We start from the raw sequence: 21,104 nt of genomic DNA, 5'->3' as shown, positions 1-21,104 counted from the left end.
GAGCGTGTTTGTTTTATTCCTATTTAGCGTTTGTTTTGATGATTGTTATGATGCCGTTCTAGTGCTGTTGCCTTTTAGGTCAATGGTCTTAAAGTCTGGTACCACTGACTTTTCAAATATTTCTATTTCTTCCTTCAACCATTGCGCAAACAATTGAGCTTTAGGTCTTTTTAAGTAGCCTTTTGGCGCACACAAGTAATACGCAAAGTTGGGCTTGATAGCGATATCTCCAATTCGGACCAATTTGCCAGAACGAAAATATTGATGAGCTAAACTGTGTTTTACTAATGCCACGCCTTGAAGTGATAGTGCAGCCTCAAGCACGAGATGTGATCCACTGTATTTTAAGGTAGGCTTTGCTGCGCAGTGACCCAAGGTTGCTAACCACATATTCCAATCAAGATCAGGCCAAACATCTTCAATCAGCTCAGCTTTGCTTAAATCCTCGATGTTATAGATCCCGTGCTCTTTCTGGTACACCGGATGACAAGCTGGATAAAAAGCTTCGTCCATTAGCCATTGTGATTCTAAATTGGGGTACTTTCCTAAACCGTAACGAACACATAAATCTATCTGGCTATCTTGAAAAGACACCAAATCATTGGTTGGTTCTAATAGCAAGGCGATATCAGGGTGACGCTGACGAAAAGCCGTAATTTTCGGGACTAACCAATGATGAGCGAAAGAGGGGAGTGTTGATATCGAAAGGTGGTTCGGGTTTGGATCTTGATTGACTAATCTAACCCCTTGCTGCAAATGAGCAAACCCTCTTTCTGCCTGACTAAACAGTAGCTCTCCCTCAGGTGTGAGCACGATTTTTCTGTGCTGACGAACAAATAGGTCCGTGCCTAAGAACTCTTCTAAATGACGAATTTGCTGACTAATGGCCGCTGGCGTAACAAACAGTTCTTTTGCTGCCGTTTTAAAGCTTCCTTCCTTTGCTGCAACGAAAAAGTAATACAAGCCCTGTAAGGGAGGCATTCGATCTTTCACATTAGTTTTCCTTAACTCTATGGCAGATTCTATCGTTTGAGGATATCAGCGTAGTCGCTGATTATTAAGTGGTCAACATTGTATAGGGATCTTTGAAATGGAAAACATGACACACACTTGTGAGCGTACTATACCTACTGCCCATCAGAGCGGGTTACAGTTAATTTATTCTAAACTGGCGGCTTGGAGAAGGAACTATAAGACACGTCGTCACTTGAGAGAGTTACCAAAGCACCTTTGGGACGATATTGGGTTAGGTGAAAGGGAGATTAGTTGTGAAGTGAGTAAGCCATTCTGGAGAGAGTAGTTTATGAGTTTGATTCAAGCTCAAAGTTAAGTTGCACTCCCCAATGGTGTTGAGGAGTGCAAGCAAAATTACAAGTCTTCTTCCCACACGACCAATTCATCTTTTGGCCAATTGTGGCCTATCTCATGATACTTTTGTTCGAGCACATGACGTTTAATTTTAAGCGTTGGCGTCAGTACGCCATTTTCTATACTCCAAGGTTCTTTAATCATTAACACACCTTTGATTTGCTCATGAGAGGCGAGTTCTTGATTCATCCTGGCAATAACTTTACGTGTGGTACGTGCGTATCGCTCTCGATCAAAGTTAGGGAAGTCATGTGGCACAACCAAAAGAATCGGAGCGGGTAGCCCTAAACCGATGAGACACATCATCTCTACGCGACTGTACTCGAAAAGCTTTTTCTCGATAGGAACCGGAGAGACAAATTTACCTTTGGCGGTTTTGAAGTTATCTTTTTTACGGCCTTGAATCGTTAGATAACCATCTGAGTCGATAGCGCCGATATCGCCTGTGTGTAGCCAGCCCTCTGAATCAAAAGACTCTTGGGTGGCAATGTCATTTTTGTAGTAGCCAGAAAATAGCCCTTTGCCACGCACCATGATTTCATCATCAGCTGCGATTTTTAACTCAATGCCTGGTCCTGCATTACCGACACTACCGATTTTGTCAGCTCTAAATGGGTAGTTGAGCGTGCAGTAGGCAAATGATTCCGTCATCCCCCAAGCCTCTGTGATATCAAGGCCCACTGAGTGGTACCATTCCAACAGCGCTGGCGAGACAGGTGCAGAGCCACAGCCTAATACTCGAGCCTGATCTAAACCTAGACCATCTGCTAGCTTTTTCTTGATCAAAGAATTGACGAATGGGATTTTCAACAGAATATTGAGCTTCTTCTGTGGAAGTTTGTCTTGAATACGTTGCTGGAATAGCGTCCATAATCGTGGGACGGAGATAAACAGAGTTGGTCGGTGCATCTTCACATCTTCGATAAAAGTGTCCAGTGACTCTGGAAATGCTGTTGGCACGCCACCCATAATCGATGAACCGAAGATATAAACACGCTCTGTAATATGAGCGAGCGGTAAATAAGAGAACAATCGGTCGTTTTCTTGGATACCAATATGATTGATCAGTTGCTGAACAGACCAACTGAATGCGCCGTAAGTTAGCATCGCGCCTTTCGGTAACCCTGATGTGCCTGAGGTATACACCAACGACATTAGCTTGTCATCGTAATGCTGCGGACGCTCTTTACTTGGCACTGCATCAGCAATGAGCGCTTGGTATTCGTGCTTACACTTTGGTGCCGTGTCATAAGGTAGAGCGATGCTAATGAGTTCAGGCATAGCATCAATGACTTGCTGAGTTGCTTTGGGATCATCGAGTTTTCCGCCAATGATCGCTTTACTTTCACTATGAGTCACACAGTATTCGATGGTGTCTGCACCGGCGGTAGGAAAGATTGGCACACTGACATAGTCACCAAGCATCATAGCAAGATCGCAAATAAACCATTCTGCACAGTTTTTAGATACTAATGCGACTTTGTCGCCAGGCTTTACACCAAGTGAGCGTAGTGCGCTGACAAGTTTTAAGGCTTGATCTGCAACATCAGAGAATGTGTACTCAACAAATTGTCGGTTAATAATTTGTTTTAGGTAGACCTCATTTGGACGCTCTTGAGCCCATTTGAGGATCATTTCATTTGGTGGTGGGAGAGCGCAACCAGCAGCGCTATTTAGATTCGGCTGATTCATTTTAAGTGACTCCATGTCTTCTCATTGTATTTATAATTGTTAACGCATTGTTAACTTTAGCATGTTAAATCGCGACACGGGAATGCATTTTGATGAAATATGTGGGGAAGATAGCGTTAGTTATGGTTGAAGTCGGAGCGACTCGATCTAAAAAAGCAATGTGATTGATGCTACGCAAAAGAGAACAGGCTTTTCAGCTGTTATGTCATATCGACTTCATACTAAGAGCACAGGTAAGCAATTTATTTTATTAATAATATTGCGAAAACATAGAATCTATCCTAATTATTTATTAACTAGTGGCTTAGTGTTGAAGATAAGTATAAATGTCTCCTAATTTCTTCAAAGCGCCAAACTTAAAGGTATGTCGTGGTTTTGAAGTAGCTATACTAATCTTACTTTGGAAAGTTAGGAGCTTCACCTCAAGCTATTGCCTGAGATTACTTGGGTACGATCATCAGCAAAAGGAAAGATGTGATGTTACGGAAGACTTTACTGGGTACCTATCTTTGTAGTTTATTCATTGCGGGGAATGCATATGGTGCTGAAGGAGATGATATTCCTCAGCGCGCCCAAACGGTTGGTGATGTTATTGAGCGCCCAGGCGTTCTCACACCTAAAGGTAAATGGTCATTTGATTCGTCTTTAAGCTATACACAAAACTCTTCAAACAAAGTATCTGTTGTTGGGTATACAGTCTTACCAACTCTGATTGTTGGGCGAATTGAAGTGAGTGATTCGGATAGGACTACAGTAACCGTTGGATTAACTGCTCGGTACGGTTTAACAAACGCCACAGAGTTAGAAGTTAGAGTGCCGTATGTGTATCGTAATGACCAAGTTTCTACGCGCCCCATTCAAGATGGTTCAAACAGTGAAGTAGTAAACACAACGGTGGATGGCGGAGGGCTTGGTGATGTAGAGTTCGCATTGAGGCACCAGTTTAACTTTGAGTCTGCGCCATACTGGGTAGGTGGCCTTAGAGTAAAGTCGGATACAGGACGATCGCCTTATGATGTTTCTATTGAAGATGGAAGCAACTCATTTAGTGATGTCCCTACAGGTTCGGGTTTTTGGAGTTTTGAGCCTAATTTATCTCTTATTCACCCTGTTGATCCTGCGGTCTTGTTCGCTAGTCTAAGTTATATTTATAACTTAGAGGATACTGTTACAGTTGGCGACACAAAAGCTGATGTTGAACTTGGAGACACTATTTCTCTTTCAGGAGGAATGGGGTTTGCGGTGAATCCTGATCTTTCATTCTCTTTAGGACTTAGCCATAAAACTATTTTAAAAAGCAAAGTAAATGGCAGATCGGCAGATGATGCTAAGTTGCTTCAATTAGATGCATTAACTTTTGGTATAAACTATGCCTTTAGTGAACGCTCATCTATCAATGTTAGTGCTCAAGCTGGTCTTACAGAAGATACTCCCGACTTTCAATTAACAGTACGAGTACCTTTTAATTTGTAAAATGGATATTAGGCCCTTGAGTCTTGGGCCTAATTTATCGTTAGCGCCTAGTGTTCGCATTATAAATTGATTGGATTATATTGGATAAAGTAGGTATATATTCTTAAAATGATGGTGGCCTATTGATATATCTACCTTTCTTTTGGTATGTAATCATAGATATCAGTCGTTTCTAATATCAAAGAAGCTTAACGTGACAATTTTTCAGATAAAAATGGAAATGCTCATTGAAGGTGGTTCAATAAGGCGTCTTCTAATTGTTGGTTTGCTTTGATTTCCCGTATTACCCCATTTACTTGAGCATCAATGTCTACGAGCGTGCTAAGTCCAATAATACTGTTATCTTTCGTGTTTTGAATAATATTGATAATACTTGAATTTATAAAGTCTGAACTTATTATATTAGGATTTTGAGACGAAGGCATTTTGGGTGAATCTATAGAATCATCTCCAATAATATTTCCTTCACCAAATTGTATGATGTTAACAATACCCTGGTTGAAAATATCTCCACTTTGATTTTCACTATTTGCGCTAATGTTTTTTAAATTACCATTTTCAATTACTAAGTTGGCAATGTTTGTGTTCAAAATATCATCGCCATTTATAGTCGTAGTAATGCTTAATCCAATATTAATAATATACTCATCCGTAATTTGGAAGCCACCTCGATATTCTTCTAAAGATAAATTTGAAAGAGGAGTAAGTTCTTGCAGGCCAACATCTTTAGCATTCACATTAAAATGAGGTATTAGCATACAAAGCACTAACAAAAATTTATTGTAGTTCATAATGTAGGCCTTTCAGGTTGTTAATTTCTTAAAGTTATTTAAAACAATGTTATATTAATTTTCACCGGAAACTGGGAGAGTAATGCTAAATACCCCTAAGGAATCTCTAGACACTCCTGTTTTTAATGGTGATCTTTGATATACGGTGAAATTATCATTGGTTATAAAGCTAGACCTTCCCATTTCCGCTTCGTTACGGACCAGTAACACAATTCCTTGGTAATATTTTTCAAACTCATCCAGTTTCATTATCATGGTTCCTCTAGAAGGGTCTCCTAGAATAACTGAGTGATTGTTTATACCTCTGATGACAACAAAATGCATATACCCGTCGAAATTAACGAGAGTAATCCCAGGGACGCCGACTTCTTTAATTTTCTCCAGTCCTACTTGAAAGCCGTCAGAACGTAACCCTATGGAATCCAAGTAAAACTTCATATCCAACAAAGAAAAACCTTTCTCTTTGATTTTTTCTTTATCACCTTTTTCAAACATGCTTTTGAAGATATCTTGTTCAGATGACTCTGTTGCATAATGAAAAGTGAGAAGAGAAGCCAGGGCGGCAGAGCCACAGCTGAAGTCATACTGTTGGCGAAAAACATCACCGAACACTATTTCTTTGTAGCTTTTAACAGGAACAGAGTAATGTGCTCGGTAAGGTAGCAGTTCTAATGAAATGGCTGATGCTGAATAAACGAGCATCAGCCAAATTAAGTTATTTAATACTTTCATATTGTTTACTTGAGTGTCAGGTTAACGACGGTAGAGTTCTGGATTAAAACGTTGTTTCCGCTGTTCTGAATTACGTTGGATATACCCGAACTGTCTGCGAACGCTCCACTTGATAGTATATTGTTACCACTCACGGTGTTTGACGCGACATTATCTGACGAAATACCATTGATATCTGATTCTGCATAAACCAAGTCGAGTTCAACATTTTGTCCACCTCTTGATTCATTCATGATATCCAAGCTAACTTCTCCGCCAGATAATGCAATGTCATCAGCGAGTGCAGTGCAGGCAACTATCATACTCAAAGTACAGATTGCCAAACGCATCGCTTTCTCCTACTAGTCGGTTACTCACCCCCAGTAAACACACTTGCATTAGTTGTAACAGATTGTTGTACAAGTGAATTTGAACCAGCATTCTGACCAACGGTAGTAATACCAGCCGCACCACCAAGACCACCAAGGGTGTTCATGTTTTCAACTCGAACTCGAGTATCATCCGCGTTAGTTGCATAAATAACTGATGCACCTGTAACACCACCCATTAGGCTTGAGCTCGCAACAACCATATCTGTATCCATATGGACTTGATTGAAGCTATCAACATTTGTTGAGCTCGAGTCACTTTGATAGTTACTATTGTCGTTAAAGCTGTTCGAGTTTGTTGTGCTTGAATCAGCGTAGCTACGGTTATCACTCTGGTTACGGTTGTCGCTTTGATTACGATTATCGCTGTTATCGTTAAAGCTACTGTTGATACTAGAGTCACTGTTGTCGTTGTTGCTACGTCTTACAGTAGTACTAGAGTCGCTGTTGTCGTTGTGGCTTCTATTTGTGTTAGTACTTGAATCACTACTATCACTATTTAGGCTCACATCAAGATCAGCACTGGTACTGTTGTCGTTAGCGTTAGACGTACTATTGTCGTTGTGGCTTTGAGCTGTGTTAGTGCTCGAGTTTGAGTTGTCGCTGTTGTTATTAAAGCTGTCATCAACACCAAGAGTTGCACTGTTGTCAGTGTCGCTGTTGTCGTTGAAGCTATGACCAATACCTAGTGACGCACTATTATCGCTGTTGTCGTTGAAGCTATCACCAACACCGAGAGATGCGCTATTGTCACTGTTATCATTGAAGCTGCCAGATAAACCGATATCGGTATTAGCGCTGTCAGTCCATTGCATGTTGTCGTCTCCATCATCGATCTCATTCGCGATTAGAGAGCCACTAAATAAAATTGCTGACATTGCTAAAGCAAGCCCTGTTTTGTTTAGAGTCATAACGATTACTCCATTTCCTGTTATTCCTGATTAAAAATGACTGCACTTAACTTCTTGCTGCTTCCTTCAAATGTTGTGGGAAGCGATGAAATTATAAGAAAGGATCAGTGAAAGCTGTTCTCATTATTGAGAATGATTCAGGCTGGAAGGGAGTATTTAGGTGCGTCTCTTTAAGGTGTTAAAGAAAAAAATAACATAATCATAATGTTATTTTTTGTATTTACTTTAAGTACTCATCAAGTATGAAATGAAGCCAATATAAAGAAGTAATTCGTTCTATTGCACTGAGCGGAGCAGTCATCCATTTTTTATAAATGGTATTTTATCCAATTATTATCTTTATTATTTAATATTATAAATCATATCCTTATGCTAACACAGGTTGAAAAGTATGGATAAAAATATAACATGTTCATACTTTTTAAGTCTTTTTCGGTGCTGAAAAGCAATGCGATATCATTCTGAAGTGCTATATTTTCTACTTAAAATGAAGATAAATTCTCTTTGCTATCCCCAATTAATTTTCTAACGGGGGTTGGTGAAACAGGTAAGTTAATGTGGTGGGACTATGGAAAAGAAGCACTTGATACTGCTAGCTGAGAGTAATTTACAAAGTAACTTAATAAAAAAACAGCTGTCTTCCATTCATGATGTCGATGTAAAGATAATGCAACCAGATGAAGTGGTGTTCAGAAGTCACTCACTCAGTATCGATTTGATGTTTATTGATTACGATTTTATGCGTCAGCTTGAAGTACAAGGAAAGTTACCAGATTTTGATCTATTTGGGTGGTCCTTTATGCTTCACAACGTCCCTTGTGAAAAAGTACAAACGGACTTACTGCATTGGAAGTTGTTAAAAGGAATTTTGCTCCGAAGTGCATCAGTGACACATATATGTGATGGCGCGGAATACGTACTGAAAGGTGGGTTGTGGCTACCAAGAATGTACCTAGAGAAGTTAGTCCTCAATTATCGGCATGCAAATTTGTCCGAAGAACAGCAGCATGATGAGTTAACATGCAGAGAAAAACAGATTCTAGAGCTACTTGTGTACGGCATTTCAAATCAACAAATTGCCTCAAGACTTTTTTTATCTGAAAGTACAGTGAAAAGCCATATATACAAGTTGTACAAAAAACTCGATGTCCATTCTCGTCATGATGCGGTTAAGTTGGTAAGAATGAACAATGGCTTAACCGAGAGAAGTTAAGTCACAATTTGTGATGCTCTTTTTATCGGGGTCTGTTCCGTTTTCACTATCTAATCTAAGCAAGGGCACTCGTATTTGAGTGCCCGTGGTTTATCTAGATTCAATAGTTGGCGTATCAGCAGGCTACATCATGCCCGTGACAAGGCCTGCTGCCACAAAAAACACGATCATCCATAGTACCGAAAGGTTGAGCTTTTTGTGTAGATAGAAACCCGCAATCACTAACGCCATGTCGATGGGAGCAACAACTGCGCTGCTAAATACTGGCTGGTAAAGTGCCGCGAGTAGCAACCCTACTACCGAGGCATTTACACCGTTGATGGCGCCGGAGACCAGCGGTTTGCCTGCCAGTGCTTGCCAGTTTTTAAGAACGCCAAGCAGTAAAAGAAACCCTGGGAGGAATACGCCAAGCGTTGCGATCAGAGCGCCTAAAATTGGCGTATCCGAAAGCTCATAACCGATAAAAGTCGCAAAGGTGAACATTGGCCCCGGTACAGCTTGTGCAGCGGCGTAGCCTGTTAAAAATGCATCTTGGCTGAGCTGGTCGCCAACAATGTTTTGCAGAAGCGGCAGCACCACATGACCGCCACCAAACACTAAACTACCAGCTTGGAAAAAATCACTAAACAGCCCAAGCAAAGGTAACGTATGAGCCACTAATGGTAAGCCGAGTAAAAGCACCGCAAATAGAGCCAATGGCGCGATAGACGGTTTAAACGGCTCGGCTGATGACGCGGAGTCTTTCTTCAGATATCGCGTACCGACAAAACCTGCTGCGATCAACACGAACATTTGCGTCATGATGCTTGGTGCCACCAGCAACGCAATCGCAGTCGCGACGCACAAACCCGCGGTCAGTTTACTTTGGCAGAAGTTTTTGTACATGCCCCAAGTCGCATCCGCCACGACGACGACTGCGAGCAGTTTTAGGCCGTGAACGATGTTTTGGAACACTGCGGTGTCGGTGATTTGGCTGCTCACCATCGCCAGCGCCAACATGATGATCACCGAAGGAAGAGTGAATCCGACAAATGCTGCGCATGCGCCACCTAAACCGCCGCGTTTATAACCTAAAGCAAAGCCAACTTGGCTTGAGCCCGGTCCCGGCAAAAACTGACTGAGTGCGACAATTTGCGCGTACTCGCTGTCATCAAGCCATTTCAGTTTCTCAACAAAGGTTTGGCGAAAATAACCAATATGAGCCGCCGGGCCGCCGAAGCTGAACCAACCCAGCCAGAAAAAAGTTTTGAATATGGTGAACATGTCGAGCCTGTTTATCTAAAAAGCATTGTTGCTAATTTATCGAATGCTCTAAAATGACTCAAATTGATGATTTTAATTTCATCTATGAATGAAATGGGATGAGGATGTTGGAGTGAAAGAGGACATTCAGTGGCGCAACATTGACTTGAACTTATTGGTGACGTTTTCCTACTTGTATCGCTATCGAAGCGTTAGCGTCGCGGCAGAGAAAAGTTACGTTAGCCAGTCGGCGATGAGTCATAGTTTGTCTCGTTTAAGGTTGTTGTTTGACGACCCGCTTTTTGAGCGAAAAGGGCACAATATGGAGCCCACCGAGCACGCTCACCACATCGCGCCAACTGTGCATCACTTGTTGGATTCTATCGCCAAAGACTTGCTCACTAAGTCTGCCTTCCAACCTGAAAATTACGCGGGTGTATGTCGCATCGGGTTAACGGATTATGCCGAGTTTATCTTTGCTCCTCGGCTTTATGACGAAATACGCCAGCGCGCCCCAGAGGCGCAGATCAGTTTTATTAACGTCAATCGTAGCAACTACGTGGCATTAACTGAGCACGAAAAGCTCGATGTCATTATTGGCAGCATGCCGGTGTTGGATGACAACTTTGAGAGCTTGTACTTGTACACCGAAAAACACGTGTGCATGTGTGATAAACAGGTGTTGAAAGGGGAAACACAGCTGTCTCTGGAAGCGTTCGCGAACATCGAGCAAGCTCTGGTAAGTCCCGATGGGAGCTTAAAGACACAAGTAGACCAAAAGCTCGCAGAACATGGCTTGAGCCGCAAAGTCACCGTGGCGTCGCGCAACTTTCTCACTATTCGGCATCTATTGAAAAAGCGCGATCTCATTGCCATCGTGCCAGAAAAAATGGCGTTGGCGGAGGGCTTTTCGGACGATCTCATTACTGTTAAGCCGCCGATCGCCGTTGCGGATTTTGATATTGCCATGCTGTGGCATTCCAGCCGAAACAATGAAGACAAAGGCATTTGGCTACGCGAGTTGGTTTCTTCGACCATCACCTCTAAATGATAAACATTTGGGGCACTCATGGTGCTTAGAGTGATTTGTTGTTGAACTTCTTACTACCCGCTGAGTTATCGGCGTTACGCCGAAACAGTACTGATTGTGCAAAATGAATATCTTGGGTTAGGGGGGGATGTTCCAGATTTAATTCATAAAAGAGATTAATGGAAAAGGTATCATTGAGTTGTACCACGTAGTTTAAGCTCTGTTTGAACGTATACATGAAGAGGGAGTAAGCGTCCATCTCGGTATTTTTCCACTAGTAAGTTCACTCCCTGAGTTCCCATCAACTCAGAGTGAATACGAATTGTAGACAACGGCGGAAAGGTAAAGCGAGCAGTAGGAATATCATTCATACTAATCAGCGTAATATCCTCTGGTATCTTTAAGCCAAATTCATGGATTGCACGTACTATGCCAATCGCGATGGAGTCTGAATCAATGAATACTGCTTTCGGGAAGTCACCTTTGGCTAGCATCTCTTTCGCTAAGTTATAACCGGACAAACTAGAGCAGGCACAATAGTGTATATCATGTTCTGCGACCACGCCTTTTAGATAGCCATAGTCCAAAAACACATTTTCACGAGTGTCAGCTGCGTCGTGCTTGTCTTGACCGCCAATATAACCGATGCGGCGGTGGCCTCGTTGTACAAAGAAATCAACTACTTGCCTACTGATTCGAATAAGGTCGACATCAACGCAATCATAAGGGCAGGTTGGATCTGAAAAGTTTATGTAGCAAATGCTATCGGCTAGACGTTTAGGTAATTTATCTACTACCTTTTGGTCGACATTTCCGACTAAAAGGACACCTGTTATCTTTTTCGTTTCAACATCAATTTCACTGTTATAGCAATTGGTTAGCGTAATACCTAATTTGTCGCATTGCGTTTCAATCCCATGACGAATTGATAAGTAGTAAGGGTCATTCACCTCTGTTTCTTGTTTGTAGTTATATAAGGCTAAAAAGTGATGTTTTTGCTTAGCTTCTTTGATGCCTTTCTTCGAGCTACTGGTGCGGTACTCCAGTTTTGCTGCAATTTCCAAAATGCGGTATTTGGTTTCTTCTTTAACGCTCAACGTTGGGTCGTTGTTCAAAACCCGCGATACGGTTGCAAGTGAGACGCCTGCTTCAATGGCGATATCTTTTAGCTTTGCCATGTAAATTTCCCGTTGGCACTGCCCAAGTGTGAGCTCAATAATCTGACTATTTTAAACAGCTACTTAGATATGCACAAACCTTTAGTAAGACAGTCCTAAACACTTTAAATCATCATATCAAGCCAAATTGTTTTCATGAAATAGACTCTATTGAGTAATAAATAAAGCCGTAAACGTAAGGATTATATTGCTGTAAAAATACTGAAAAACGCGACTGGTTTGGAAACTTGCTACTTGTGGTAACTCTAGTACTTAATAGGACTCGAGCTGTTTAGAGTTTAATCAAGCAAACGTTTTATTGTTCATGTTTATGTTTTGTGTCTCATTTTATAAACAAATCAATAGGAAAGTATTCAACTCTATTTATAATCTCCGCGCTTTTAAAAGCTGTCTAACAGTATGAAAAATTAGGAAATTATAATGAAAAAAGTATTGCCATTATTGGCTTTAGGTGCAGTGGTTGCTTCAGCATCAGTTCAAGCAAAAGGTAACTGGTATGTTGGTGCTGATTTGGTAAATTCAGATCTTAAAGTTAAAAGCTTGTCAAAAGATCTTTCTGCGACAGGTCTTAGCCTTGCTGTAGGTAAAGAGCTTCAATATTCAGAAAACTTCAAACTAGCTTTTGAAGGTGAGTACATATACTTTGGCGACTTTGAAGAAACATTTTCTTACATGGGGTGGCCGGTTAAATTTAGTGTTGATGCTTCTGCGTTCAATTTCAATGCGAAGCCTAAATACCAATTTGCAGGTACAGGCTTCTATGTTGGTGCGATTGCTGGCCTTGGTGTAATGAGTGTTTCTTATGAAGTGAAATCATCTAGCACTGTTACCGATGATGGTCGTGATGTAGGCTTTAACTACGGTGTTGAGGCTGGTTATGAGTTCGCTTCAGGTTTGGTTGTATCTGGTGGCTACCGTGCTTCTTCGGTAAGTATTGATGCCGAAAACGGTGGCAGCGAAGATTTTGATTTTGACAGCCTGTACGTTGGTGTTGATTACAAGTTTTAAGCTCGCGTAAGCAAAACATAGATACTAAAAAGGAGCCGTTAGGCTCCTTTTTTTATTAGATTATCAATCAACTCGTAATGATGCTCTTGCACGCCTGCAAGGTTGCCATATTTGGGTTGATGGCGGTCATTTTCTTTCGCGTGTTGCCAGCCAATGGTGTGACGCACAAAATGCTCTGCAAACGCGTGGGAAACTTCCAAGCAACCTGCCAGCACGGTATCAACATAACTTTGCATGATTGGGCTCTTTGCGCATGGTGGTAGTGGCTCGTCTTTTACGTAAACCCAAATGTCATGTTCTTGGTTAAAACTCGCATCTGTTTCGATTTGATCTGGCTGAAGTTGAATACGATGATAACCTCGCTCACGGCGGTCGAATTCTGCGAGCGCTTCTTCATTTACTTCGAGTAAAACGCCATTAACCTGTCCATCGCCTTGGTTCACCACTAATGGAGAGAGGCTGTAGCTGTCGTCAATCTTCCCCCAGTAGCGAACCAACCCATGTGCTATGACGGGAATGGCTTCTCCCGTTTGTCCGGTTAACTTACGCGACGCAGAATTAATCAAACTGCCATAGCCAAATATGTACATTGTCGTTGCATCCCTTAACTGATAGTTGTGCCTCTCATGTTTATACCTAACCCGCATCTGAAGCACAACTTTACCTCTTAAGTATAATCTTAATTATAAACATGTATTTTCTATACATGTTTATGGTAGCATCAATATGTAGTTGAGTTAACCAGCATCGAGAGACGCTTGAGGGCAAGATAATGCTGAATATCACCGATAAAAAAGTAGAAGAAAAAATCCCCGCATGGCTGCGATTAGGCTTTCGGCCGTTTTTTCTGTTTGGGTCGATTTACGCCATTGTTGCGATTGCGTTATGGGTGTGGATGTTCCAAAGTGGGCCGCCAAGCGCATTGGCCGTGCCTGCATTGTGGTGGCACGTACATGAAATGTTGTTCGGTTTTTCAATGGCCATTGTAGTTGGCTTTGTACTGACCGCGGTACAAAACTGGACTGGCATTAATGGTACCAAGCATTACATGCTTCTGGCTTTATTTGGCTTGTGGTTAGTGCCCCGCATATTGCTTTGGACACCAGCACCGTTATGGTTAACCAGCAGTATCGAAGCGGTATTTTTACTGTTTGTCGCCTATGAGGTGGGCATTCGTGTGTATCGAGCCAAAGGTTGGCGTAATTTGTTTTTCGTTCCACTGTTTCTTTTGGCCATCTTTGCGAACTTTGCAAGCTACGCAACGATAAAAGGTATGCCGCCCTTTAGCTCTTCAGCGGTGTGGCAAGCAATGCTGTGGTGGTTTACCTTGCTGTTGTCAGTGATGGGCGGACGTGTGATTCCATTTTTTACTGCGCGTCGATTTAATTTCGAAAAAGCGCAACCATTGGCTTGGTTAGAGTGGCTCGCGAATTTGCCGTTGGTAATGCTATTTGTGCTGAGCTTTTTCCCTGTGACGTTTGCAGAACTAGGTAGTCCTTTGATGTTGTTTGCAGGTGTTGCTCAGTTGGTGCGTTTTGTTCGCTGGAAACCTTGGTTAACCCTGAGCGAGCCTTTAGTGTGGTCGCTGCATGCTGCGTATTTGTGTTTACCACTAAGCTTAATTTTGCGAGGCGTCTGGGGAGATGCATTTGCCAGCCATAACCTCATTCACCTGTTTGCGATAGGTGCGTTAGGCGGTTTGATTTTAGCGATGATTGCACGGGTGACGATGGGACATACTGGTCGCATGATCTACAAAGGACCAAACATGAGCCTTGCGTTTGCAGCGATTACCGCGGCAGCTTTGGTTCGCAGTTTCGCCGTGATCTTTGACCCAGCGAACATGATGCTGTGGATTGATATCAGCGGCGGATTATGGATTGTTGCGTTTGGGCTATTTGTGTGGCGCTTTGGTGTGATGCTTGTGACCCCTCGTGTGGATGGTCACCCCGGATAAGATTCTAATGTGAGTAGAGAAAAGAGGAGCCGCGTGCTCCTCTTTTGGTTTTCAGCCCTAAACCACCTACTTCAGTAGGTGGTTATCATCCGTTTCGGCTTTGCCTGTAAAACTACTCATGCTAAATGCGTCTTTGATTTTTCCAGAAGTCAAAGAGGACAAATAACATGAGTAGATACAATCAAGCTTCCCACGTATTTTGGCGTTGTCAATACCATATAGTGTGGACGCCAAAGTATCGATTTAGGATCTTGAAGAACAATATAGGTAAAGAAGTTTATCGATGTATTTATGTTTACTGTAATCAACTTGGATGTGAAGTCGTAGAGCTAAACGTACAAGTTGACCACGTACATTTAGTTGTAAAGGTCCCACCAAAGCTTTCGATATCCAAGTTGATGGGGGTATTGAAAGGCAAAATAGCCTTAAAGCTATTTAGCAAGTTTCCTCACCTTAGGAAGAACAGGCTTTGGGGTAATCACTTTTGGCAAAGAGGCTATTTTGTCGATAGTGTTGGAATCAATGAAGAAATAATACGCCGATATGTAAGACATCAAGAGAAGCAAGAGCGAGTAGAGCAGCAGCAATTGGCGCTGGACTAAACAAAGGCCCCCTTTTAGGGGGCTCACACAAAGCCACCTTCTTTAGAAGGTGGTAATTTACTTTTATTCTTTATAGGTTTAGTGTTTACTCGTCTTCGTCGTCCGCTTTATTCGTGAGCCCCAAGCGTTTAAATAGCCACCACTCTAGACCAAAAATGACAATTAAGGCGATGCAGAACCAGGTGAATGCCATGGTGGATTCCACGCCTGGCATTCCACCAACATTGATACCGAGTAAACCTGTTAAGAAGCTGGTTGGTAGAAAAATCGTTGCTACCAAAGTAAACAGGTAACTGTTTTTATTGGTTTTCTCATCACGATGATGTTTGATCTCTTCTTGGAAAAGCGCCACTTCTCCAAGATAAAACTCAAGTGTTTCATTTATGCGCGTAATATTATTGTGTGCGAAGCGATATTGATGAGGTCTCAAAGCAATCAATTCTGATTCTGACTCCACAAGATCACGGATAGCGTACTGCTGAGGGCGAATAAAACGCTTGATAGAAATCAGTGCTTTTTGAGTCGCCATATGTTTGTACGTCGACTCATCATTCACGTCGAACTGGTTTAGTGTTTCTTCAATCGTATCAAGGTAAATGTCTATTTTACTGTTTAATCCTTCAATGATCTGATGAAGTAAACTGGCAAGACTTTTTGGGCCTTTGTGTTCCGCTAATGCTTGGCGAATCTCCATGATCGCGCGTGATGGAATTTTACGAGTTGAAATGAGTGCGCCTTGAAAGTAGAGAATTCGAATACTAAGCATATCTTCTGGTGATGCATTGCCGTTCATATTGACGCCTCGTAAAATCAACATGAAGTTCTCGTCATCCAAAGGATGGAAAGATGGTCGACTTTCGTCGGCTAATAGATGATCAACCGTAGCTCGAGGTACTTGGTTTTGCTCCAGCCAACCACGAATATCAGGATGCAGCCGTTCGCAATGGTACCAATGCTTAGCTTGAATTTGCTCTGCCGTGGTGGATTGTTGAGTTGCTTCTGGGGTTGAGAAGTCCCAATGTTCAATCATAAAACCCATTTTCTTTTCCTTGTTTGAGCCGATACCAAAATAACCTCAAGATACTTCTTTCGCGAGAATTGCATTGCCATACAGAGGCAATGCTCTGAGTACGGTACTCTGAAGTCATTGATGCATTATTTTTCAAATGAGTATGATTGTATTTAATGCCAAATGTCTATGAATAGTTGTTCTTATTTGCAATCGAGTGGAGCGCACCAAGGTGTTGTGCTTAAACAACAAAACAAAAAGCCTGCAACTAAGCAGGCTTTATTGTGGGGGGAGGGAGGGGAGCTGTTAGCCAACTTGAGAAAGATTAACCACTTTCTGTTGTAGCTTTTTCTTTAAATAGTCCGTTAAGGCCTGTTTTTCTTCCTCGTTCATGTAAAGACCAAGCTTAGTACGGCGCCATAAAATGTCTTCATCGGTCATTGCCATTTCATGGTTCATTAAGTAATCGATCTCACGTTGGTAAACACCACCGGCTTGTGTCGAGAACGTTTGTCCTAAGTCAGCTTCACTTGTTGTACCTTCCATTAAGTTCCACGTTTGGGTACCAAACTGAGTGACATAACGAAGAATCAATGCTTCTGGCGCCCAAGTGTATTTAGCATGAATTTGTTTCGCTAATTGTTCACGACTACAGCTGAAGTTACCACCAGGAAGGGTTTGGTTGGCCGTCCAGTCTTTACCCATTTCAGGTAGGAACGGAGCAAGTTTCTTCATTGCTGCTTCACCTAACTTACGGTAGGTCGTTAACTTACCACCAAAAACAGAAAGCAGAGGTGCATGGTCGTATTCCGCATCGAGCTCTAGCGTGTAGTCTCGTGTGATTGCTTGCGGAGAGTCAGATTCATCGTCACATAAAGGACGAACACCGCTGTATGTCCAAACTACATCTTCGCGAGTCAACTGGTGGACAAAGTGTTGGTTTACGATATCAATGAGGTAATCGACTTCGTCATCTGAGATCGACACTTCACGTGGGTCACCTTTGTATTCCACATCTGTTGTACCAATGATTGAGAACTTATCTAAGTAAGGAATCATAAATACGATGCGATTGTCTTTGTTTTGAAGAATGTAGGCTTGCGGTTCGTTGTGGATACGAGGAACAACGATGTGCGAGCCTTTGATTAAGCGAATGTTACGAGGAGAGGCTTGCTCTAATCCATCATCAAAGAACTGTTTTACCCAAGGCCCCGCAGCATTGACTAACGCTTTCGCTTTACGTTCGAAACGTTGGTCTGTCATCACATCGTGAATAGTAACATGCCAGATACCACCTTCACGGTGTGCTTTTTCCACGCGGCAGTAGTTACGCACTTCAGCATGGTTTTCGCGAGCCGCAAGAACGTTCAGTAATACTAAACGTGCATCATCAACCCAACAGTCAGAGTATTCGAAACCCGTTTTCATCTCTGGTTTTAGCAAGCCAGATTTCGCAAGGTTGACGGTTTTACTGCCTTGCAGCGTCGTACGTTTACCCAAGTTATCGTAAAGGAAAAGGCCACAACGAATCATCCAAGCTGGGCGTAGGAATGGGCGATGCGGTAAACGGAAACGCATTGGTAATGCGACGTGTGGTGCTTTACGAAGAATAACCTCACGCTCTGCGAGCGCTTCCGAAACTAAACGAAACTCGTAGTGTTCAAGGTAGCGTAAACCGCCGTGTATCAGTTTAGAACTTGCTGAAGAAGTCGCAGATGCGAAGTCATGTGCTTCATATAAGCCAACACTCAAACCTCGGCCAGCTGCGTCTGCTGCAATACCAGCTCCGTTAATGCCGCCACCGATTACGATCAAGTCTAAGGTAGTGGATGAGCTAGTAGTGGAAGCATTATTTTGTATACTCATAAATTTGACCTCTTGGTGAGCGAACGAGCATTTTAGAACATAATGTAATCCTAGCTCAGGTTTCGTTTGTGATCATCTATTATTTTCGTTTGTGAGCGTTTTGTGTGATTTAGACACAAAAAAAACCTCTGTCTAATTAAGACAGAGGTCATTTGAGGGGGAGTTATACGATTGACGTTACTCGTTTTCGGAGTTTGATTCGTTAGCTTCAACCACTTCAAGTGGGATAGAAGCTTCCTTCAAAATTGACAAGATTTCTTCTGGTGGCTGCTTATTGGTAAAGATCATGTTGAGCTGTGCAATATTGCCTAGTTTCACCATAGCATTGCGCCCGAACTTGGTGTGGTCTACGGCAAGAAATACACTACGGCTATTGTCAATGATCGCTTGTTTGACCCGGACTTCGTGGTAATCAAAGTCTAATAGCGAGCCATCGAAGTCGATACCGCTAATGCCGAGAATACCAAAGTCGAGACGGAACTGTTTAACGAAATCGAGGGTAGCCTCGCCAACAATACCGCCGTCTCTGCTGCGGACTTCTCCACCCGCTAAGATGACTTTGATTTCAGGGTTAGGGAAAAGAATGGTCGCAACATTGATGTTGTTGGTGACAACACGCAACTGTTTATGGTTTTTATTGAGCGCTCGCGCAACTGCTTCTGGTGTAGTGCCAATATCGATGAATAGTGTGGCACCATCTGGAATGTGTTTGACTACCTCGTCTGCAATGACATCTTTTTCATTGAAGTTGAGCGCTTTACGCGTGTTGTAAGATGTGTTTTCAGAACTGAGAGGAATAGTGGCTCCACCGTGATAACGACGAATTTTGTTGTCATCGGCGAGTTCATTGAGATCGCGTCGGATGGTTTGTGGGCTGACATTGAATCTTTCTACCAACTCATCCGTGCTGACATAGCCTTGTTTTTTCACCAGCTCAACAATCTGCTGGTGTCGAGGTATTTGCTTCACTTACCACTCCCTTGTGCATTGGTAACGGCCAATGCTTCAAATTCGAAGCTCTATTGTGCTCGAATTTGCTCGTTGTGAGAAGTAAGCGAGTTCAGGAATCGGGGATAAAGCGCAAAAAGAGCGCACAAATGGCGCTCTTTTTTTCTTATGGAGATGAGATTAATCTTCTTCGTCGTGAAGTTCAGACCAGGTTTGTGCACATTTCACTGCACGTTTCCAGCCCTTGTAACGACGATTGCGTTTTTCTTCATCATCGTGTGGCTCAAAGGTGCGATCAAGTACCGCTTTATTCTGCAACTCATCAATGCTATCCCAGTAACCAACGGCAAGGCCGGCAAGGTAGGCTGCACCAAGAGCGGTAACCTCAGTTACTTGAGGGCGGTGTACTTCTGTGTTCAATACATCGGATTGGAATTGCATGAGGAAGTTGTTCGCTACTGCACCACCATCGACGCGAAGGTTCGCAAGCTTAATGCCTGAGTCAGCTTGCATCGCATCCAGTACGTCACGAGTTTGATAAGCGATGCCTTCCAATGTTGCACGGATGATATGGTTTGAATTCACGCCGCGAGTAAGGCCGACAATCGTGCCACGTGCGTAGGCATCCCAGTATGGTGCGCCTAAACCAGTAAATGCAGGCACGACATAAACGCCGTTTGATGTATCCACTTTTGTCGCGAAGTATTCAGAGTCTTCTGCACCGTTTAGGATTTTTAATTCATCGCGTAGCCATTGGATAGAAGCTCCACCCATGAATACGGCGCCTTCAAGTGCATAAGCTGGTTCGCCTGCAGGACCACAAGCCAAAGTAGTTAGAAGGCCATGTGTCGAAGTGACTTTTTCTTGGCCAGTATTCATTAGCAAGAAACAACCCGTACCGTAAGTGTTTTTCGCTTGACCCGCTTCAACACACATTTGGCCGTAAAGCGCCGCTTGTTGGTCACCTGCGATTCCAGAAATAGGAATACGAGTACCGCCTTTACCACCGATGTTGGTTTTACCGTAAATTTCCGATGAGCGCTTCACTTCTGGCATCATAGATGCTGGGATGCCAAGCTCATCTAACATTTTTTGATCCCAACATAGATCGTTGATGTTAAACAGCATGGTACGCGATGCGTTAGTGTAGTCGGTTACGTGAACGCGACCTTGAGTCATCTTCCAAACTAACCAAGTATCGACAGTACCAAACAAAAGCTTGCCTGCTTCTGCGTCTTCTCGTGCGCCTTCAACATTGTCCAGAATCCATTTAACTTTGGTACCGGAGAAGTAAGGGTCAAGCACCAAACCAGTGTTGTCACGTACATAGTTTTCGAGACCGCGTGCTTTTAAATCTTCACAGATATCAGCAGTACGGCGACATTGCCATACGATCGCATTGTAAACGGGTTTACCTGTTTCTTTATTCCAGACGATGGTCGTTTCACGCTGGTTAGTAATACCGATAGCCGCTAATTGGTCGCTACGGATGCCAGACTTAGCTAGAGCTTCTACTAAGGTAGAGCTTTGTGTTGCCCAGATCTCCATTGGATCATGTTCAACCCAACCAGCTTCTGGATAAATCTGAGTAAATTCGCGTTGCGCGACGCTTACGATGTTCGCATCATGATCAAGAATCACTGCGCGAGAGCTTGTTGTACCTTGGTCTAGGGCAACAATGTATTTTTGCTCAGTCATGGTAAGAATCCTTTTGTT

Annotated in this window: 20 protein-coding genes; 7 read left to right on the top strand and 13 right to left on the bottom strand. The window is 42.7% G+C overall.

Going from position 1 to position 21,104, the window contains the following annotated elements; translation table 11 throughout:
* Nucleotides 1-45 precede the first annotated feature (45 nt).
* A complete protein-coding gene (locus tag N646_RS07310) occupies nt 46-993 on the bottom strand; it encodes a LysR substrate-binding domain-containing protein (RefSeq protein ID WP_017820432.1) in 948 nt (315 codons plus the stop codon).
* 97 nt (nt 994-1,090) lie between these two features.
* Here N646_RS07310 and N646_RS23670 point away from each other — a divergent pair, with 97 nt between their 5' ends.
* The gene (locus N646_RS23670; RefSeq protein ID WP_005380156.1) at nt 1,091-1,300 is read left to right on the top strand and encodes a DUF1127 domain-containing protein; all 210 of its coding nucleotides are present in this window, start codon (nt 1,091-1,093) and stop codon (nt 1,298-1,300) included.
* Between the two features lie 68 nt (nt 1,301-1,368).
* Here N646_RS23670 and N646_RS07305 read toward each other — a convergent pair whose 3' ends face one another.
* Entirely contained in the window at nt 1,369-3,060 is a 1,692-nt protein-coding gene (locus N646_RS07305) for an AMP-binding protein (protein WP_021034023.1), read from the bottom strand.
* Nucleotides 3,061-3,537: 477 nt separating this feature from the next.
* Here N646_RS07305 and N646_RS07300 point away from each other — a divergent pair, with 477 nt between their 5' ends.
* Nucleotides 3,538-4,533 (top strand): transporter, encoded by a 996-nt coding sequence (locus tag N646_RS07300; protein ID WP_005380160.1) that lies wholly within the window; start codon nt 3,538-3,540, stop codon nt 4,531-4,533.
* 224 nt (nt 4,534-4,757) lie between these two features.
* Here N646_RS07300 and N646_RS07295 read toward each other — a convergent pair whose 3' ends face one another.
* The 4 genes from N646_RS07295 to N646_RS07280 are packed head-to-tail and all read right to left on the bottom strand — an operon-like array spanning nt 4,758 to nt 7,335.
* Nucleotides 4,758-5,324: a hypothetical protein gene (locus N646_RS07295; protein ID WP_005380163.1), complete on the bottom strand. Its 567-nt coding sequence runs from the start codon at nt 5,322-5,324 to the stop codon at nt 4,758-4,760.
* Nucleotides 5,325-5,378: 54 nt separating this feature from the next.
* Complete coding sequence (locus N646_RS07290) at nt 5,379-6,056, bottom strand: C39 family peptidase (RefSeq protein ID WP_005380165.1); 678 nt, start codon at nt 6,054-6,056, stop codon at nt 5,379-5,381.
* Between the two features lie 5 nt (nt 6,057-6,061).
* On the bottom strand, nt 6,062-6,385 hold the full coding sequence (locus N646_RS07285; protein WP_005380167.1) for a hypothetical protein: 324 nt from the start codon (nt 6,383-6,385) through the stop codon (nt 6,062-6,064).
* A gap of 20 nt (nt 6,386-6,405) precedes the next feature.
* Nucleotides 6,406-7,335 carry a hypothetical protein gene (locus N646_RS07280; RefSeq protein WP_005391691.1) on the bottom strand — a complete coding sequence of 310 codons (930 nt, stop codon included), beginning with the start codon at nt 7,333-7,335 and terminating at the stop codon, nt 6,406-6,408.
* A gap of 568 nt (nt 7,336-7,903) precedes the next feature.
* On the opposite strand from N646_RS07280, the gene N646_RS07275 reads away from it, so the two are divergent.
* Nucleotides 7,904-8,548 (top strand): helix-turn-helix transcriptional regulator, encoded by a 645-nt coding sequence (locus N646_RS07275; protein WP_005380169.1) that lies wholly within the window; start codon nt 7,904-7,906, stop codon nt 8,546-8,548.
* Between the two features lie 123 nt (nt 8,549-8,671).
* Here the strand turns inward: N646_RS07275 and chrA are convergent, their stop codons facing one another.
* Nucleotides 8,672-9,811: a chromate efflux transporter gene (gene chrA, locus N646_RS07270; RefSeq protein WP_017820434.1), complete on the bottom strand. Its 1,140-nt coding sequence runs from the start codon at nt 9,809-9,811 to the stop codon at nt 8,672-8,674.
* Between the two features lie 112 nt (nt 9,812-9,923).
* On the opposite strand from chrA, the gene N646_RS07265 reads away from it, so the two are divergent.
* Nucleotides 9,924-10,841: a LysR family transcriptional regulator gene (locus N646_RS07265; protein WP_021034022.1), complete on the top strand. Its 918-nt coding sequence runs from the start codon at nt 9,924-9,926 to the stop codon at nt 10,839-10,841.
* Nucleotides 10,842-11,011: 170 nt separating this feature from the next.
* Here the strand turns inward: N646_RS07265 and ebgR are convergent, their stop codons facing one another.
* Complete coding sequence (gene ebgR, locus N646_RS07260; protein WP_017820435.1) at nt 11,012-11,998, bottom strand: transcriptional regulator EbgR; 987 nt, start codon at nt 11,996-11,998, stop codon at nt 11,012-11,014.
* 420 nt (nt 11,999-12,418) lie between these two features.
* On the opposite strand from ebgR, the gene N646_RS07255 reads away from it, so the two are divergent.
* Nucleotides 12,419-13,006, top strand: coding sequence for an outer membrane beta-barrel protein (locus N646_RS07255; protein ID WP_017820436.1), 588 nt, complete (start codon nt 12,419-12,421; stop codon nt 13,004-13,006).
* A 38-nt stretch (nt 13,007-13,044) separates the two neighbouring features.
* On the opposite strand, the gene N646_RS07250 is transcribed toward N646_RS07255, so the two are convergent.
* Nucleotides 13,045-13,596: a gamma-glutamylcyclotransferase family protein gene (locus N646_RS07250; protein ID WP_005380184.1), complete on the bottom strand. Its 552-nt coding sequence runs from the start codon at nt 13,594-13,596 to the stop codon at nt 13,045-13,047.
* A 182-nt stretch (nt 13,597-13,778) separates the two neighbouring features.
* Between N646_RS07250 and N646_RS07245 the strand changes: the two genes are divergently transcribed.
* Nucleotides 13,779-14,963, top strand: coding sequence for an NnrS family protein (locus N646_RS07245; protein ID WP_017820437.1), 1,185 nt, complete (start codon nt 13,779-13,781; stop codon nt 14,961-14,963).
* 167 nt (nt 14,964-15,130) lie between these two features.
* Nucleotides 15,131-15,565, top strand: coding sequence for an IS200/IS605 family transposase (gene tnpA, locus N646_RS07240; RefSeq protein ID WP_017633711.1), 435 nt, complete (start codon nt 15,131-15,133; stop codon nt 15,563-15,565).
* Nucleotides 15,566-15,650: 85 nt separating this feature from the next.
* On the opposite strand, the gene N646_RS07235 is transcribed toward tnpA, so the two are convergent.
* The 4 genes from N646_RS07235 to glpK form a co-directional block, all read right to left on the bottom strand.
* Nucleotides 15,651-16,604 carry a CorA family divalent cation transporter gene (locus tag N646_RS07235; RefSeq protein WP_005391702.1) on the bottom strand — a complete coding sequence of 318 codons (954 nt, stop codon included), beginning with the start codon at nt 16,602-16,604 and terminating at the stop codon, nt 15,651-15,653.
* 276 nt (nt 16,605-16,880) lie between these two features.
* A complete protein-coding gene (gene glpD / locus N646_RS07230; RefSeq protein WP_005391703.1) occupies nt 16,881-18,440 on the bottom strand; it encodes a glycerol-3-phosphate dehydrogenase in 1,560 nt (519 codons plus the stop codon).
* A 177-nt stretch (nt 18,441-18,617) separates the two neighbouring features.
* On the bottom strand, nt 18,618-19,409 hold the full coding sequence (locus N646_RS07225) for a DeoR/GlpR family transcriptional regulator (RefSeq protein WP_005380192.1): 792 nt from the start codon (nt 19,407-19,409) through the stop codon (nt 18,618-18,620).
* A gap of 159 nt (nt 19,410-19,568) precedes the next feature.
* Nucleotides 19,569-21,086 carry a glycerol kinase GlpK gene (gene glpK / locus N646_RS07220; RefSeq protein WP_005380193.1) on the bottom strand — a complete coding sequence of 506 codons (1,518 nt, stop codon included), beginning with the start codon at nt 21,084-21,086 and terminating at the stop codon, nt 19,569-19,571.
* Between the last annotated feature and the right edge of the window lie 18 nt (nt 21,087-21,104).

Origin of the sequence: Vibrio alginolyticus NBRC 15630 = ATCC 17749 (genome assembly GCF_000354175.2) — a bacterium.
GTDB lineage: Bacteria > Pseudomonadota > Gammaproteobacteria > Enterobacterales > Vibrionaceae > Vibrio > Vibrio alginolyticus.
This window is presented reverse-complemented; position numbering and strand designations above follow the sequence as displayed.